16 protein-coding genes and 1 pseudogene are annotated in these 15,303 nt (G+C 67.7%); 8 read left to right on the top strand and 9 right to left on the bottom strand.

All coding sequences use genetic code 11. From position 1 onward, the window contains the following. The first annotated feature begins 213 nt into the window (after positions 1 to 213). Positions 214 to 1,338 carry a Fic family protein gene (locus ABD52_RS15505; protein WP_047892281.1) on the top strand — a complete coding sequence of 375 codons (1,125 nt, stop codon included), beginning with the start codon at positions 214 to 216 and terminating at the stop codon, positions 1,336 to 1,338. Positions 1,339 to 1,883: 545 nt separating this feature from the next. Here the strand turns inward: ABD52_RS15505 and ABD52_RS15500 are convergent. Together ABD52_RS15500 and ABD52_RS15495 are read right to left on the bottom strand one after the other, a co-directional pair. Next, positions 1,884 to 2,792 carry a hypothetical protein gene (locus tag ABD52_RS15500; protein WP_047892280.1) on the bottom strand — a complete coding sequence of 303 codons (909 nt, stop codon included), beginning with the start codon at positions 2,790 to 2,792 and terminating at the stop codon, positions 1,884 to 1,886. Between the two features lie 27 nt (positions 2,793 to 2,819). Continuing rightward, complete coding sequence (locus ABD52_RS15495; protein WP_047892279.1) at positions 2,820 to 3,329, bottom strand: hypothetical protein; 510 nt, start codon at positions 3,327 to 3,329, stop codon at positions 2,820 to 2,822. Between the two features lie 324 nt (positions 3,330 to 3,653). Between ABD52_RS15495 and ABD52_RS15490 the strand changes: the two genes are divergently transcribed. Then, positions 3,654 to 4,892: an IS701 family transposase gene (locus tag ABD52_RS15490; RefSeq protein ID WP_152748259.1), complete on the top strand. Its 1,239-nt coding sequence runs from the start codon at positions 3,654 to 3,656 to the stop codon at positions 4,890 to 4,892. Between the two features lie 172 nt (positions 4,893 to 5,064). On the opposite strand, the gene ABD52_RS40210 is transcribed toward ABD52_RS15490, so the two are convergent. Both ABD52_RS40210 and ABD52_RS15480 read right to left on the bottom strand, forming a co-directional pair. Beyond that, a complete protein-coding gene (locus ABD52_RS40210) occupies positions 5,065 to 5,346 on the bottom strand; it encodes a hypothetical protein (protein ID WP_047892277.1) in 282 nt (93 codons plus the stop codon). A 219-nt stretch (positions 5,347 to 5,565) separates the two neighbouring features. Further along, positions 5,566 to 6,945 (bottom strand): MBL fold metallo-hydrolase, encoded by a 1,380-nt coding sequence (locus ABD52_RS15480; protein ID WP_161801629.1) that lies wholly within the window; start codon positions 6,943 to 6,945, stop codon positions 5,566 to 5,568. Positions 6,946 to 7,018: 73 nt separating this feature from the next. On the opposite strand from ABD52_RS15480, the gene ABD52_RS15475 reads away from it, so the two are divergent. The 5 genes and pseudogenes from ABD52_RS15475 (at position 7,019) to ABD52_RS15455 (ending at position 10,006) form a co-directional block, all read left to right on the top strand. Next, entirely contained in the window at positions 7,019 to 7,330 is a 312-nt protein-coding gene (locus ABD52_RS15475) for a transposase (RefSeq protein WP_047892275.1), read from the top strand. Then, on the top strand, positions 7,327 to 8,253 hold the full coding sequence (locus tag ABD52_RS15470; RefSeq protein ID WP_047892274.1) for an IS3 family transposase: 927 nt from the start codon (positions 7,327 to 7,329) through the stop codon (positions 8,251 to 8,253). Before ABD52_RS15475 ends, ABD52_RS15470 begins: the two co-directional genes overlap by 4 nt. Positions 8,254 to 8,292: 39 nt before the next feature. Then, positions 8,293 to 9,033 (top strand): annotated as a pseudogene (locus ABD52_RS37500) (DUF2399 domain-containing protein); the annotation flags it as partial. Between the two features lie 353 nt (positions 9,034 to 9,386). Then, the gene (locus ABD52_RS15460) at positions 9,387 to 9,662 is read left to right on the top strand and encodes a hypothetical protein (protein WP_047892273.1); all 276 of its coding nucleotides are present in this window, start codon (positions 9,387 to 9,389) and stop codon (positions 9,660 to 9,662) included. Beyond that, on the top strand, positions 9,659 to 10,006 hold the full coding sequence (locus ABD52_RS15455; RefSeq protein WP_047892272.1) for a hypothetical protein: 348 nt from the start codon (positions 9,659 to 9,661) through the stop codon (positions 10,004 to 10,006). The genes ABD52_RS15460 and ABD52_RS15455 overlap by 4 nt, the downstream gene beginning before the upstream one ends. Positions 10,007 to 10,449: 443 nt before the next feature. On the opposite strand, the gene ABD52_RS15450 is transcribed toward ABD52_RS15455, so the two are convergent. From ABD52_RS15450 to ABD52_RS15435, 4 genes are all read right to left on the bottom strand, one after another. Continuing rightward, on the bottom strand, positions 10,450 to 10,932 hold the full coding sequence (locus tag ABD52_RS15450; RefSeq protein ID WP_347405039.1) for an NUDIX hydrolase: 483 nt from the start codon (positions 10,930 to 10,932) through the stop codon (positions 10,450 to 10,452). Between the two features lie 383 nt (positions 10,933 to 11,315). Further along, positions 11,316 to 12,359 (bottom strand): site-specific integrase, encoded by a 1,044-nt coding sequence (locus tag ABD52_RS15445; RefSeq protein ID WP_047892270.1) that lies wholly within the window; start codon positions 12,357 to 12,359, stop codon positions 11,316 to 11,318. Continuing rightward, positions 12,349 to 12,651 carry a hypothetical protein gene (locus ABD52_RS15440; RefSeq protein WP_053065396.1) on the bottom strand — a complete coding sequence of 101 codons (303 nt, stop codon included), beginning with the start codon at positions 12,649 to 12,651 and terminating at the stop codon, positions 12,349 to 12,351. The genes ABD52_RS15445 and ABD52_RS15440 overlap by 11 nt, the downstream gene beginning before the upstream one ends. Positions 12,652 to 13,039: 388 nt before the next feature. Next, on the bottom strand, positions 13,040 to 13,390 hold the full coding sequence (locus ABD52_RS15435; protein ID WP_347405049.1) for a metalloregulator ArsR/SmtB family transcription factor: 351 nt from the start codon (positions 13,388 to 13,390) through the stop codon (positions 13,040 to 13,042). Positions 13,391 to 13,477: 87 nt separating this feature from the next. On the opposite strand from ABD52_RS15435, the gene ABD52_RS15430 reads away from it, so the two are divergent. Then, a complete protein-coding gene (locus ABD52_RS15430) occupies positions 13,478 to 14,353 on the top strand; it encodes a low temperature requirement protein A (protein WP_053065395.1) in 876 nt (291 codons plus the stop codon). A gap of 41 nt (positions 14,354 to 14,394) precedes the next feature. On the opposite strand, the gene ABD52_RS15425 is transcribed toward ABD52_RS15430, so the two are convergent. Next, positions 14,395 to 15,135, bottom strand: coding sequence for a L,D-transpeptidase family protein (locus ABD52_RS15425; RefSeq protein ID WP_304413819.1), 741 nt, complete (start codon positions 15,133 to 15,135; stop codon positions 14,395 to 14,397). Positions 15,136 to 15,303: the final 168 nt, after the last annotated feature.

The raw sequence follows: 15,303 nt of genomic DNA, 5'->3' as shown, positions 1-15,303 counted from the left end.
CGTGGAACGCACCCTGGCCTGGCTCACCGCCTGCCGCCGGCTCGCCCGCGACTACGAACGGCACCCCGCCGTCTCCGCAGCCCTCATCCGCTGGGCCGCCATCGCCGGCATGACCCGCCGCATCACCCGCGGCCAACCCGCACGCCGCCAAGCCCGCCGCACCTTCACCCGGACCTGATCAACCCGATCTCAAACACGCTCTAAGACCGGCGCATGCTGTATCGGACCCCTGCGCTCGCCGACGACGACAAGCGCGTGCTCGGCGAACTGGACGCCATGCGGGACAGCCTGCGGTGCCAGATCGCCGAGCCACACCGGTGGACAGGACACCTCCGGCGCACCCTGATCGCTCACGCCATCCAGGGCTCGAATTCGATCGAGGGCTATCAGGTGTCCCTGGACGACGCCGCCGCCGTCGCCGGCGACGAACCGGTGGAGACGAACCCGCAAACCTGGGACGTCATTACCGGTTATCGGGATGCCCTGACCTACGTGCAACAACTCGCCCGCTCACGCGAGTTCACCTGGCAGCACATGCTGCTCAACGCGCTGCACTTCATGATGCTCCGGCATGAGCTCGGCAAGTGGCCGGGTCGCTACCGTCCGGGTGACATACATATCGACGAGGCGCACACCGGCCGACGCGTCTACACGAGGCCGGACGCCGACGACGTTCCGTCGCTGATCTCCGAGCTGATCGACTGGCTGGCCGACGGCGAACCGGAGACCCCGCTACTCGTACGGGCCTCCATGGCCCACCTGAACCTGGTCAAGATCCACCCCTGGCGGGACGGGAATGGACGGATGTCGCGCTGTCTCCATACCCTCGTACTCGCCCGCGACGGTGTCCTCGCCCCGGAGTTCTCCTCCATTGAGGAGTGGCTCGGCGTCGGCCGGAACATTTACGCCTACTACGACGCACTCGGTGAGGTCGGCGGCCCCTCCTGGCAGCCCGACAACGACGCCAGCAGATGGATCCGGTTCTGCCTGAGCGCCCACCACCAACAGGCCCAACTGGTCCGACAACGCCTCGATCAGGCCGCGCAGCTCTGGGAACTACTCGACACCTGGGTCCGGCGCAACGGGCTACCCGAGCGGGTCGTCAGCGCCCTACACCTCGCCGCCACCGGCGGCCGAGTACGCCGAACCCTCTACCAACGCGACGAGAACCTCACCGACGACCAAGCAACACGCGACCTTCGCGCCCTTGTCCGGGCAGGCATGCTCGAACAGCACGGCGAGACCCGCGGCAGGTTTTACCTCACCTCGCCGGCGCTACGTGAGCTCGCAGCCCTCGCGCTGCGCCCAAAAGAGATCATCGCCCCGTACCGGCGGTAAGGCTCAGACCCGGCATGCCCACCACCGTGAATCTGCGACGTCAGCGCGCCAGAGAGACACCATTTCCTGTCACCGGGTTGGACAGATGCAGCCAATCATAGCCAGGCAGCCGCCGCCAAGAATCACAACTTTTCGGCCTAAGTAAGCCTAAATGGGACAGCCATTCTGTCCCATTTAGGCGATTTTCCACGAAATTTGGTGTCCGAGGGGGGATCCGAACACCTGTACGTATCATATGTGCACCATTTCGGGTGCGCATGCTCATAGATTACGGTACGGCCAGGGTTGGCTCAAGCTGGCACTCCTACTACCGTGCGTGAGCATGGACAGCATTGAGGCGCACGGCTCGAGGTAAAGGCTGGCGATCCCGGCGAGCAGCGCCAGACCGACTCGGTTGACGAGAACATTAGTGTCGGCAACGATTGGTCCGAGGGCGGCAGTAGAGGATCTTTCCACCTGCTGAGGTTCCCGGAATTCCGACGAGTTCCATCCCGTACTCCGGCCGGGCTTGGCAGGTCCGTCGCCCACCAAGCCCGGCGGGGATATCACTTCACGGGTGTGGTCTTGACGGTGGCGCGTAGCGTCTGCGCGAGGCTGGGCATCGCCTTCCAGCCGTCGGCGACTCGTGCGATTCGGGCGGTGTTGGTGGTGGTGAACTTCTGCAGGTCGTTAGCGGCGGCGTTGACGACTCCATCGAGCCGTGATTCACGGCAGGCCCAGTCGGCAGCGGCTACCTTCTTCTCAAATGCGACAGCGTCGGCCCATTCAGGGAGGGCGGTCGGGTCCGACGGACGCTCAAATGACACAGGCGGGAACTTTTGCTCGACCTTCAGGTACGCCTCGGACAGGTCACCGGCGTCGATTCCGGCCGACTTCATGCAGCTGGCGTATTGGCGAGTCAGGTCCGGTGCGACCTGCTGCTGGACGCTACCGAGCAGGTCTACCAGCTCGACTTCCAGTTCCTCCTGCCCGTCAGGAGCCCTGAGCTTCTCGCCTGCGGTGGCGGCGTTCTGGCAGGACTCGACAGCAGTGAACCAGCGAGCTTGGTCATCCGCGGCGGCAGGCAAACCCGGGTTGGGGGTTTCACCTCGCTTGGCCAGCATCTCGATACGGGCGGCGACCCCGAAATCGGCGCGGTGGGGCGCAAATCCGAGCAGATCGCCGGGGGCAGGGTCGGTAGGCGGGCTCATCGGCTGATAGGGGGTGACGCCGTACACGACGCCCTTGGTCCGGGCGCAGGCGGCGATCGCGGACTGGCTCGTGAGCCACATCCGCTCCTCACCGGCCAGACGCTGTTGCGGCGTTCCATATACCTGGTCGATCACAGCGGACAACATGGCCGGGGCATCGACGCCGACGGGCGCGGCGGCAGGCATGCCGGGCTGGGCACAGCCGGCCAGCGCGGCGATGGTGACGGCAGTTGCAACGGCAACGTTCCGGCGGCGCTTAACCATTGGTCGGTGGGCTCCCTTCATACGAAATCAGGACGTGCAAGAAGTGACCGAGCCGCCCCCGTCGTACAGGTACGAGCCGGTGGAGGTGAGCCACCACGAGCGGGTGCACTTGTTCGGAATGCTCACGATGACATCAGCTGGTAAGCCGATCGCTATCTCGCAAGTGCCGCTGGTGGTCGCGTTATTGTTGCCATAGCAACTGAACAGCTTGTTGAAGCCGAACACGTTCGTGGACTCGTACGTGTTACCACTGTCGCGCTGAGAGGCCGGTCGGCAGGACCGTGCCATACGTGCGTCGAAGTGACCGCCCTCGCGGCTCCAGTCGTACCACATGTCCAGGCACTTGCCGCTGGGCACTGCCCCGGTCGGATTGGCCAGCACGCGCAGTAGATCCGACGAGTCATTCTGGTTGTAGAACCCGTACGACGGCGATGGGCCGACATACAGGGTCCCGGATGAGGCCTGCGCGGGAGTGGCGACCAGACAAGCCGCCGAGCCGAGCACGATAGCCGCCGCCGTGGCGAGCCGGCGACGCATGGGATGACCAGACAAGAGCTTCCTCCCCTGATGAACAACGCCACGCCTCTCACCGGCCGCGCGAGAGGCGTAGATGAATCCACCGAGCCAGCAGCGTACCTCAAATCGAACTCGACTATCGATGTCAGACGATCAAAAGCCACTGTGTCATCACCCTAATACTCCAGCAGGAGATCGGTTCGGGCCTGCTGGGTCGGTGTAGTTTTGTCCGTGGGCATGGAGCAGCCACCGCTGAGTCTCGTGGTTGTGTGGACCCAAGATACGGCGGTGGCTGCCGCCTACAGAGTAGACGCCCGGCGATGGTCTGGGCTGTTCGACGAGCTGATGGACGTGATCGGGTCGCGGTTCGGGCGGCCTGAGCCCCGCCGACGGGTGCGGGACTTCATGGCCGGCCTGCTGGCGCCGCTACCGGCCAAGAACTGCTGGACGATCGCGGACCACGCCGGTGACGACGGGCCAGGTGGCATGCAGGACCTGATCGGTCGGGCCCGGTGGGACGACGCGCAGGTCCGCGCCGACGTGCGGGACTTCGTCGCGGTCAAGCTCGGACACCCGGACGGGGTGCTGGTCATCGACGAGACCGGGGATCTGAAGAAGGGCGTGCACACCGTCGGAGTGCAACGGCAGTACTCCGGCACCGCCGGGAAGATCGAGAACTGTCAGCTCGCGGTGCACCTGTCGTATGCCTCACCGGCCGGGCACACCCTGCTCGACGTTGCCCTCTACCTGCCGAAATCGTGGGCCGAGGACCCCACACGACGGATGGAGGCAGGGGTGCCCGACACGGTTGGGTTCGCCACGAAACCCCAGCTGGCACGACAGCTGATCGACAACGCCCTCGCCGGTGGGCTGCCCTGCCGGTGGGTCGCCGGTGACGAAGCCTACGGCGGTGACCCGCACCTGGCCGCGGCCCTGCGCGACCATCGACTCGGTTACGTTCTCGCGGTCGCCTGCTCGCACCGGATCCTGACCGGACTGGGCATCCAGCGAGCGGACCAGATCGCCGTCAACCTGCCGAAGCGGGCGTGGCAGCGGATCTCCGCCGGCCAAGGGGCGAAAGGGCACCGCTACTACGACTGGGCGTTCGTCGCCCTGCCCTTGGCGGCCGACCAGCACGACGGTCACCACTGGCTGCTGATCCGCCGCAACCGCAGCACCGGTGAGCTGGCGTTCTACCGCTGTTGGTCACCCGGACCGGTTCCGCTGCGCCAGCTGGTCGCCGTTGCCGGCCGACGCTGGAGCATCGAGGAATCGTTCCAGGCCACCAAGACCGGTCTCGGCCTGGACCAACACCAACACCGCCGCTGGCGAGCCTGGCACCGCTGGACCACCCTCGTCATCGCCGCACACGCATTCCTCGCCGCCGCCGCAGCGGCCAGCACCACCAGCCCGGACGGCTTGATCCCGATCACCGTCAACGAACTCCGACGCCTGTTCCACGCCCTGGTCATCGAACCCGCCCGAGGCGTCGGCGACGTCATCGCCTGGTCGGTCTTCCGACGCCAACACCAAGCCGACGCCAAGATCAGCCACTACGCCCGCCAAGCCCTCACCGAGCCCTGAAACGGATCTCCTGCTGGAGTACTAACCAAGACCGCCGCGGTGCGGAGTCGTCGTAGAAGCCACAGGTGGTGGTACTGACCGACGCCTCCGAGGTGCCCGACTGCCGTGATGAACGCCGGCGAACTGCTTGTCCGACCCAGCCACGAACATCCTTCGTAGGAATATCGGCGTGTCAGACAACTCGCGTGACGATCTGGACCCTCCCTTGACTCGATGGCTCAACAGCCAGCCGCAGGCCGACCCGCAACCACCTCACCAACGGCGGCGCGGCCTGCGGTTTGTGTTCTACGGCCGGATGTCGACTGTCGAGCATCAGGACCGGGTGACGTCCCGGCACTGGCAGCCGATCGACCAACTCGTCGAAATCGGCAGTGCCCATCATCCGGTGAAGCCAGTCTGAGAGCACCAACGCCTCGTCCCGGCTAAGCCTGATCATGAAGTCGTCCTCCGTCACCGCGCCGAGGCTACCGTCGGCTCGACACCGTGAACGTTCGTGGTCACGGCACTAGCCCTGCCGATGATGTGATCATGCCGCTGCGTCCGTCAAGGCCATCGACGGAGCCGGCGCTACCGGAGTTGCCGCACGAGTGGATCGACATGGACTCCGTGGGCGGATTCGCTGGTCCTGCGCCGCGCCTGTTAGACGCCCGGCTGTGTCGGCCTACTGCGGGAGTTACAGCAACAGGTGGTGGTTGCCCGCGGTGCTGCTGACGCAGGTGCCGTGCTGTCGGTGGGTCGCAAGATGGCGCGGCCATAGATGGGCTCGTTTCGTGCCGTTCTGCGCGACGCACAGTTCTGCGGTTACCTGTAGGGAGGCTGGTAGGGGGTGGGTGCCGTGGTGGGGCGCAAGCATGAGTGCGTAGTGGGCGGGGCTGAGGTTCGTCGTGGCGAGCCATGACAGGACGGGATGGCTGGCGTCGCCGAAGGCTATGAGCCGCCCCGGTTCGGCGTCCTCGAATACCAGCGACATGTTGTTGTTGGCGCGGCGCATCCGGTCCCACACCACGCGGAAGTCTTGCTGGAGGTGTTCGGGGATGTTCAGCCGGTCGACGTCGAGCCAATGTCCATCGTCGCCGGTATCTTCGGCGTCGAGCAGCTCCGGGAACTCGCCCGGATCACCGCCCCTGAAGGAGGGCCGCTGCGGAATCTCGTCTCGGGATGGTTGCAGCCACCCGCCGGTGCGGGCCGTTTCGAAGTTGTCCTTCAAGGCGGGGTTGCCGCTGTCGGCGAGTGATCGAGCGAGTTCTTCGAAGGCGAGTACCGCGTTCTGGACCTGACGGGTCACGCCTGGCGGCAGTATCGGCGGTGGCCACATCACCTCGTAGCCTCGTCCGCCGGCGAGGAAGGCACCACCGGCGCCACGGGACATCGGGGTGTAGTGCAGCCCGCGGTTGGTGACGGTCTCAAGCTCGAGTGCGAGATCTAGACTGCGCACGCCGGTGACGAAGCGGGCCATCGCCAGGTAGCTGAGCGCGTACTGGGGTACGACGCGTGGGGGGCGTGGTGAGATAAGGCGCAAGCGACGGAAGCGTTGGCCCCGGGCGCGCATGCTCTCAGCGAGGCGAACGAAGCCCAAGTAATGATCGACGTCGAAGTGAGTGATGATGATCGTCTCGATGAGCTCGGGCCGTCCGTCGAGGGCGTCCACTAGACGTTCACACGCGTCGTCGGCGGAGAGACTATCGCTGCCGCAGTCGATCACGGTCACTGACTCACGGCCGCCACGTCGGGTCGTGATGACGGTGCAGGCGCCGTCGCCGACATCGAGGACGCTTACCAAGTCTCGGCGTTGCGGTGAATCAGGAGGCTGGACTGGCGGGCCTTCGGGACCCGGATCCGGCTTGTTCCGCGCCACCGTCGCCAGCCGCCGGCCTTGTAGGTCGGGCGGCAGGCCACAGATCCTCACGACAGACCCGAGGCTGTTGAACAGGTCGTTCTTGAAGGCGTTCCTCGGAACCGAGGTGTTGATCCACTGCACCGCTCGGGTGTGGCGGAACCCGGGCGGTGCATCCGCCTGGTACCGATAGCGGCCGACGATACGGCCGATCGCCATGCTTCCCACTGAGGTTCCCCCGGTAGCTCGGAGGCTTTCGATCATGCTCTGATGGAGCTGAAGGGAGTCATTCGTGGCAGCACCGAAGAAGTACCCCGATGAGCTGCGTGAACGTGCGGTGCGTTTGTATCGGGAGTCGGACCCGAAGCCCGTGATCCGCCAGCTGGCGCGGCAGCTTGGGGTGCATCACGAGGCGTTGCGGAACTGGATCCGCCAGGACGAGGCCGACCGCGGCCAGCGTGACGACCGGCCGACCAGCGGAGAGCTGGAGGAGCTGCGCCGGCTGCGGCGGGAGAACGCCGAACTGAAGCGAGCCAACGAGATCCTGAAAGCCGCGTCGGCTTTTTTCGCCTCGGAACTCGACCCGACCCGGCGACGGTCGTGACGCTCGTCGACGAGCTGCGCGATCGCTTCGGAGTCGAGCCCGTCCTCCGGGTCCTCAACGTCGCGGTGTCGACCTACTACGGCTGGCTCGCCCAGGCCGCCAACCCGTCTGTGCGGCGCCGGGAGGACGCCGAACTGGCGGTGGAGATCGCGGAGATCCACGAGGTGTCGGGCGGCACCTACGGCAGCCCGAGGGTGCACGCCATGCTGCGCCGCCAAGGCCGGCACGTCGGCCGCAAACGCGTGGAGCGGTTGATGCGGACCGCCGGCCTGCAGGGGGCGTTTCTGCGCAAGAAGTGGCGCATCCCGTCGACCCGGTCGAACCCGAAGGCGACACCGGCTCCCGATCTGGTGAACCGGCAGTTCACCGCTGCGGCGCCGAACCGGTTGTGGGTCGCCGATGCCACCCGGATCCCCTGCGGCGAGGGCGTGTTCTGGCTCGCCGCGGTGCGGGATGTGTTCTCCAACCGCATCGTGGGCTGGCGGTGCTCCGACCGCTGCGACACCGACCTGATCCTCGGCGCCCTCGAATACGGCATCTGGTCCCGCGACGTCCGCGACGGCCAACTGATCCACCACTCAGACCGCGGGTCGAACTACACGTCGTTCCGCTTCGCCCAACGCCTGGCCGACAACGGGATCCTGCCCTCGATGGGATCGGTGGGTGACAGCTACGACAACGCCCTGATGGAGAACTTCTGGTCGACGTTGAAGATCGAACTTGTCTACCGCAACTCCTGGCGAACCCGCGACGAGGCCGAGAACGCGATCTTCACCTACATCGACGGGTGGTACAACACCCGCCGCATCCAAAAAGACCTCGGCTGGCGGTCCCCAGACGAATACGAAATCGCCTGGCACAACCACCAGGCCCGACAGGACCAGACAGCTATCGTTCAGCCGGAGCCCACCGGCGCCAGGTAACCAACCCTCCGGCGAACCGGGGGAACCTCACGAACCTGGTCCCGCGGCGAACTGGCTCAAGTAGTCACCGGCAGCGCCCACGGGCTCGACGATGACAGCCCGCTGACCCGCCTAGTCCTGCGAGGGCTCGCCCTCGCCCTCACCGGTGCCTCCGATTACCCGCTAGGCGCTTCGGAACGCCGCGCTCTCTGGGATGCCGCCGGGGTAACCAGCGACACTGTTGCGACGACCGTACTCACCTATGGGCTGCGCCCCCTCGGCGATGACTGGCTGCGCTTCCGCGCCGACGCAGGCGCCGAGACCCACCTGACGCTACGGGAAATCCGCCGTCTTGCTCCCCTTCGTCTGGCCCCGCAGACCGTTTATGTATGTGAGAACCCACGGGTTCTGGAAGCTGCTGCCGATGCGGGTGCTGCTGCGGCGATCGTCTGCACGATGGGCAACCCCACAACGGTTTCTATCGCCCTCCTAGACGCTGCCATGGAATCGCCGGACGTGCGTCTGCTCTACCACGGAGACTTCGACTGGCCTGGCATCGCCATCGCCGACCGCATCATGCGGCGATACAACGCCAAACCCTGGCAATTCATGGCTGCCGACTATCGCCGTGCCGTCGCACAGGCCACCGAACGTGGGACGCCACGACAACCTCTCACCGGGCGCGCGAGGAAGACTCCGTGGGATCCGGCCCTCTCCGGGGCGATGGCGCAGACCGCCACCGCGATCCACGAGGAGGCGGTGATCGAGAGCCTCTTGGGCGACCTTAGTCGCACGAGGTAGCTGGCCTGCCCGCCTTCGCCGAGAATCTGGTCTGCCCTGGGCTCGACGCAGGCAGGCCGGCCGGGATCTTATGCCGCCCGGCAGTTTCTCTGGTCCATCTCACCCGTGAGCCCGTGTGGCCCAGCCACGGCCCACAACAGCGCGGCCGATCGTCGGTGGCGAAGCCCACCCCGGTCGGCTCAGAGGTATGGATAGTCATCACACTGGCGGCGCGGTCTCCGAAACAGCTTGTGCGGCGTCCTAGGACAGACACGTCGCGATTGTCAGGCGCATGGACTCCCCTCCGGCGGCCTTGAGCCCTGTTCGAAACGACAGGTCCAGCTGCTGGAATACGCGTGTATTACACTTGCTAGGTGCCGTACGAGTGGGAAGAGTGGGCGTTGCAGGCCCTGGCGGGCATTCAGCCCTATGAGGTCCGCCAAGCCTTGGAGGCCAAGCAGCGGTGGCCGCGTCCAGGGGCTGACGCCAACGGGTTGCGCGTACTGACCGTGTGGGCGCGCACCCGCGACGGTCGTCCTCTGATCGTGGCGGTGCACCACGTCGACGGTTTCACCTGGAAGATTATCGGTGCGCGAGACATGAGCGACACCGAACGTGCCGACTTCACCCGATGGGAGCAGACGCGATGAGCGACAACCAGCACCTGCCGCGCACCCCGGAAGAGGCCGCCGCACTGATGCACGACCTCACCTTCGACCCGGCGCCGGCGACAGCGGACCAGGAAGCAGAACTGCTTGCCTCCCTTCCGCCAGAAGGCGCTGAGGTCATGGTCGTGCGGTCCCTGCGCATGCCGACCGACCTCGATGACGCCGTCACCGCGGCCGCCAGGGACGCCGGCATCACCAAAACCGCCTGGATCCGGCAAGCCATCGAGATCGTGTTGACCATGCAGTCCGATGATGATCAGCCCATCTCCCGCGCCGACGCCCTTCGAGCGCTCACGTTGCTGCGCCCGGTCCGCCGCGCCGCCTGACCACGTAGATCACCGCCGATGCCAGGCTGACAACGGGCGAGCAAAACCGCGCAACCTGCCGGGCCTGCGAGCGGCCGCACCGGTTTGACCGATCAGTAACTGCACGTCGCCGCCCTACTCAGACGCCGGCCATACAGGTCGTCCCGCTGGCGTCGACGCCTAACGCGCTATGGGCGACCTCGCGCCGCTGATCAGCGCAGCCGGCCTCCAGCGAACCCGCCTCGTTGCTAAGGCCCGTGCCGGCCTAACTGCTTGCTCTATGCCGATGGCTTCCATGACAACCTCTACCGCTCCGGCGGCACCAGCCTGCCCGCGGAGCCGGACGCCTCGCTGGCATCTGTCCGACCTGCCCCGATCGGCTCGCCGGACGGCTTCGACGTGGCGGCCCGTACAGCGCGGCGGCGCGCCTTGCTGGAGCTGGGAGCCGTGCCGCCGACATGCCTTCACTGCACGGGGAACCCATTTTCCAGGTCGAGGGTCGTGCCCTCGGTCTTCGCCCGCAGCGCCGCCATCACGCGACGGGCCAACAACTCCGACGTCCGCTGCTTGATGTCCTCCTGGCCGCACCAAGCCCAACTGCGCAGTTCGTCGGGCGGCAGGTGGATGTCGGCGGTTCCCGTCTCATCCAGCACGCCGCCGTCGAAGACGAACATGACGCCCTCGGTGCGATCCGGCTGCGGCGGCACCCAATCCACCACCAGCAGTCGACCGGGAACGACGGACTTGCCCAGTTCTTCCTTGACCTCGCGTGCCGCTGCCTGTCGAGGTGACTCGTCAGCGTCGACGCACCCACCGACGATCTCCCAGTAATCCTTGTAGACGGGCTCGACCAGCATCGCGCGTCCGAGAGCATCGGTAAACAAGACCGCCGCGCCCATACGTTTGCGTGGAAGCGCCGCCGTGTAGTCGTCGCCTGGTGTGCTCACCACGGCAGGCTACGCCCGGCAGCAGCCCCAGCACGGGCTCCCGGACGATCTCGCGCTGAGGCACGCCCCCTGCGGGCCACGTCGAGGGGGGCCGCTCCAGCCGCAAGGCTCGACATCGCCAGCCACTTCGTCAGATGCGTCCGTGGCCGGCCGCTGCTCACCTCCGTTCGACGCCCACCAACTGGCAGCTGGCACGCCCACAGCGGGCCGCTTGGCAGTGGCAGATCAAGGACTTTCCCGATCGATGCTTCCGCGAGGGAGGTCGCGCTGCGGACGCACGGCCGCACTCCCCCTCGCCGCGTGCGGTGCATTCGGAGCCTGTCCGCCCCGGCACCGCACGCGGCTCCCTGTCCCCTACTCGGACGTGGGCAACGCGACGTGGTTCAACTGCGACCACGTGCCGGCGTGATCTGCCACCCGAGGGCCAGTGGATGGGGCTGGTTGGTCATGGCGGACAGCGCGCTGGCGACGTCGTGCAGGTCGGCCTTGATGTAGGTGGTGGTGGAGGATCCCGGGCTGTCGGTGTGGCCGGCGTAGGCGCGGGCGATGCCGTAACCGAAGTGCCGTTCCACCCAGGTCAGCGTGGTGTGGCGCAGCCAGTGGGTCGAGATGCCGTGCACGGCGACCCAGGGCAGGCGAACGCCGAGGCGTTCCCACAGGTGATCGTAGCGGCGGCTGGTGATCGGCTGGCCGTTGCGTGCACGCAGGAGCGGATCGGCCGGCAGGACCGCGCCGCGAGCGTCGCCGTGCTCCCGCAGGTGTCCGGCGAGTTCGAGGGTGATGGGTTGCCAGCGGACAGTAGATCCCTTCTCGGTGAGGCGGACGAGTCCGTTGGTGGTATCGAGGTCGACCAGCCGTAGAGCCAGGGCGCCGCCGCGGCGGCACGCGGTCTCGGTGTGCAGGCGCAGGAGCAGCGCGTCGAGGATGACGTCGTTCCCGCTGGTGCGCGCTATCGCGTTGATCTCCTCCAACTCGTGTGCGGTCAGCGCGCGGCGGGTGCCGGGTAGGCGTCGGGGTTTCGCGACCCGGTGCGCGGGGCTGGCGGCGGCGTCGATCAGCCCATCGGCGATGGCGCATCGGTAGAAGGCACGGGCGGCGGCGATGGCGTGCTCACCGGCGTGCCGACCGTTGCGGCTGTTGCGCCGCGCCACGGCGCCGGCGATCATCGCCTGTTTCAGGGCCTCGACGTCGCTGGCGACGATGGTGTCCAATGGCCGCTCGGCCCACGCGGCGGCCATCCGGTCCCAGTAGGTGCCGTAGGTGCGGCGTGCTCCGGGCCCGGCAGCGGCGACAACACGGGGCAGATACTCGGCGACCGTCGGCAAAAAGGCCGGCGCCGGGGGGTGCGACTGCAGATCGGTCACCGTGACGCCCAGGTGAGCCAGAACCTGGCGAGCGGCAGCGACGGCGGCGGGGTCAGTGTTCATCGCTGACTCCCGGCAGGTGAGTGTGCAGGTCGGCGAGCAGGCGTACGACGGTGCTGACGGGATACACGACGAGCAGGTCATGCGCGACCATGGCGGCGAGCAGCACGGGTTGACCGGGCTCGATGCGGCACATGTGCCGGGCATTCGCCGGCAGGGGTAGGTCACCTCGGCCACCCACCTGGTGGCGGCCGTCGCTGGCCGAGCAGACGACGATCATGCCGTGACGCGGCTGAATGTCGAGGCGGTGGTGCGGGGGCCAGCCCAGCGCGCGCAGGAGGTGCTGCGCGCTCACCCGGCCACAGCGTGCCGGAAGGGCCATCCATAGAAACAGGGCCGCATCCGTGATCGCCGACGGACAGACTCGGGCAGGTAGAGCCGGCATCGGCATCGGGCTTGGACCCGGACGCGCGGGTAGGACAGCAGGTACGAGTGGACCGACGAGATGTTCCTTCGGTCGGACAGGTCGTGTCATGACCGAACAATCACATTCACGCAGTACGTGACGAGTGTTTGTTGGAGGGCTTCGGTGTAGGGAAGCTTCGTTCGGATGGTGACGCCGAAGGCGGCGAGCGCGCAGCAGGCGGCGACGCCGATGAGCAGGAGCGCGTAGTCGTCGCTGGTGTGCAGAAGCGCGGCGGCGAGCGCCCCGTCGGCGCTCGTGGCGAAGTGTGGTCGGTCGGTCAGCGACCGGAGACGGCAGGGGCGTGGGTGTGCTCCGTCGCCGGGTGGTCGGGCAGGTTCCGGTCGGCGTGGTCGGCGTGGAACAGGGCCTCGGCGAGCAGCGCGCGGACGTGGGAGTCGGCGGCGGAGTAGTGCACGAAGGTGCCTTCGCGCCGGCCGCGGACCAGGCCGGCGAGGCGGAGTTTGGCGAGGTGCTGGCTGACCGCGGTAGGGGCGGCCCCGACGAGGTCGGCGAGGCAGGCCACGGATGACTCACCCTGCAGCAGGGCCCAGAGGATCTTGATGCGGGTGGGGTCGGCGAGCAGCCGGAAGCTCTCGGCGGCGAGGTGGACCTGCTCGTCGTTGGGCATCTGGAAGTCCGGCAGCGACGTGTGCACGCGCCCATGCTAGTCGGACCGGATGGGCGGCCATCTGCCTGACTAACTACCTAGATACCTATGCAGGTAGTGTTCCGGCGTGACCACCATGACGACGCACCCCCGCCCCGTCGCGCCGCCGACCGGCCGACGGCTGGCGGCTCGGTCGCCGCACCCTGGTGGGTGCCGGACGGCGCGGTCCTGGAGGCCCGCCTGGCCCTGTGGACCGCCGCCCTGCTCGTCGAGTACGCGGTCGGGCTGGTCCTGCCCTACGCGCACTGGTCGCTGCCGTCGGCCGGGCACTGGGCCGAGCGGCACGGCCTGATCGTGCTCGTCGCCCTCGGCGAGGTGGTCATCTCCCTGGGCATCGGGCCGGGCCGGTTCGACCGGTTGGCCCTGACCACCCGGGTGATCACCGCGTCCGTGCTGGGCATCGCACTGGTCGCCGCGCTGTGGTGGCTGCACTTCGACAGCCTGGCCGCCGGGGTGGAACAGATCCTGCACGGCGCACGCGACCGCGTCCGGGTGCCGCTGGCCCGCGACGTCTACACCTACCTGCACCTGCTGACCATCCTCGGCGTGGTGACCACCGCCCTGGGCCTCAAGCTGCTGCTGGAGGCGGTCGCCATGCGCCACTCACCGCTGTCCGCTCCGATCAGCGCGGTCCTGCACGGCGGAGTCGTGATCTACCTGCTGAGTCAGGCGGCCATCGCCCGCCGGGCCTTTCGCCGGACGAGCCGCTCCACCCTCGCAGTCGCCGCGCTGATCGCCGCGCTGACGGTGCCCGGCGCGCACCTCGCGCCGCTGGCCGCACTCGCGGTGCTCGTCACGGTCTGCGGCGCGCTCGCGGTGTTCCGACGGATGACCGGCGAGCGTAGACGGATCAAGGCATCCCTGCGCCGCGAGGAGCACGCCGTCGAGGAGGCGGTCAGCGCCTGGCGGAAGCAGTATCTGTGAGCAAACGGCCGTCGCGGCGGGACTCGTCCGGGGAACGAGCGTCAGTAGACCCAGACCCGGGTCTTCTTCGGCAGCACGTCCTGCGCCCACAGCCAGTCCATCGCCGGCAGCGTCACCCGCACGCACCCGTGCGACGCCGGAAACGGCGGAACGCTGGTGTAGCCGTGGATCGCGATCCCCTGCTCCTGGAAGTACTTCGGACGGTACAGCCGGCCGAGCGGGCCGTCGCGCCAGCCGTCGACCTGCCAGTCGATGGTCCACCTGCCGCGCGGGGTGTCGGCCAGGTAGGTCTCCCCCTGATAGGTGTAGTGCTCGAACGTGCCGGTCGAGGTGTTGAAGATCCGGCTCACCTCACCGTCGTCGACGATCATCAGCAGTTGCCGGTCCAGGTCCACCTCGGCGAGATGGCCGTCGACGCTGCGGGCCTCGGGGCGCTTCCCGGCGTCGAGCGCGGCCCGGGTCTTAGCTTCCACGATCCCGTCCGGGCGCAGGCCGGCGGCCTTCTGCAGCGCGGAGACCGCCTGCTCGGTGAGCATGCCGAACGTGCCGTCGGACTCACCGACCCAGTACCCGAGCCGGTCCAGCCGCTCCTGGAGCACCTTGACCGCGTCTGCGGTGTCACCGCGACGCAACACGTCCCGCGTGCCGCCGTCGGGGGTGCTCGACGGGGTCGACGGACTCGACGAGGGCGAGGGCGCGGGCGCCGCCGTGGTCGGCGCGGGCGTGGGTGCCTCGTCGGTTGCCGGGGCCGTCGGCGTTCCCGGCGGCGGCGTCGACGTCACCGCTGGGCTCGAACCGGACGAGGCGGGGGCCGGTCCCTGGCCGTCGCCGCACCCTGCCGCGAGCATCAGCAGGGCGGCGGAGGTGAGGCTTGCCGGTGAGGTGTCGAGTCTTCATGATCGGTGTGCCGGGTACCGGCCCACCTCCTTCGTGCGTCCGGTCGAGGTCCA

It is taken from the genome of Micromonospora sp. RV43 (assembly GCF_001029515.1).
Lineage (GTDB): Bacteria > Actinomycetota > Actinomycetes > Mycobacteriales > Micromonosporaceae > Micromonospora > Micromonospora aurantiaca.
This window is presented reverse-complemented; position numbering and strand designations above follow the sequence as displayed.

Excerpts from the sequence above, each read along its gene's own strand:
- ABD52_RS15445 (WP_047892270.1), bottom strand. The coding sequence starts at position 12,359 with ATGAACACTGACCCCGCCGCCGTCGCTGCCGCTCGCCAGGTTCTGGCT.
- ABD52_RS15505 (WP_047892281.1), top strand. The coding sequence starts at position 214 with ATGCTGTATCGGACCCCTGCGCTCGCCGACGACGACAAGCGCGTGCTC.
- ABD52_RS15430 (WP_053065395.1), top strand. The coding sequence starts at position 13,478 with ATGCAGGTAGTGTTCCGGCGTGACCACCATGACGACGCACCCCCGCCC.
- ABD52_RS15480 (WP_161801629.1), bottom strand. The coding sequence starts at position 6,945 with ATGGCGATCGGCCGTATCGTCGGCCGCTATCGGTACCAGGCGGATGCA.
- ABD52_RS15500 (WP_047892280.1), bottom strand. The coding sequence starts at position 2,792 with ATGGTTAAGCGCCGCCGGAACGTTGCCGTTGCAACTGCCGTCACCATC.
- ABD52_RS15455 (WP_047892272.1), top strand. The coding sequence starts at position 9,659 with ATGAGCGACAACCAGCACCTGCCGCGCACCCCGGAAGAGGCCGCCGCA.
- ABD52_RS15490 (WP_152748259.1), top strand. The coding sequence starts at position 3,654 with ATGGACGTGATCGGGTCGCGGTTCGGGCGGCCTGAGCCCCGCCGACGG.
- ABD52_RS15435 (WP_347405049.1), bottom strand. The coding sequence starts at position 13,390 with ATGCCCAACGACGAGCAGGTCCACCTCGCCGCCGAGAGCTTCCGGCTG.
- ABD52_RS15495 (WP_047892279.1), bottom strand. The coding sequence starts at position 3,329 with ATGCGTCGCCGGCTCGCCACGGCGGCGGCTATCGTGCTCGGCTCGGCG.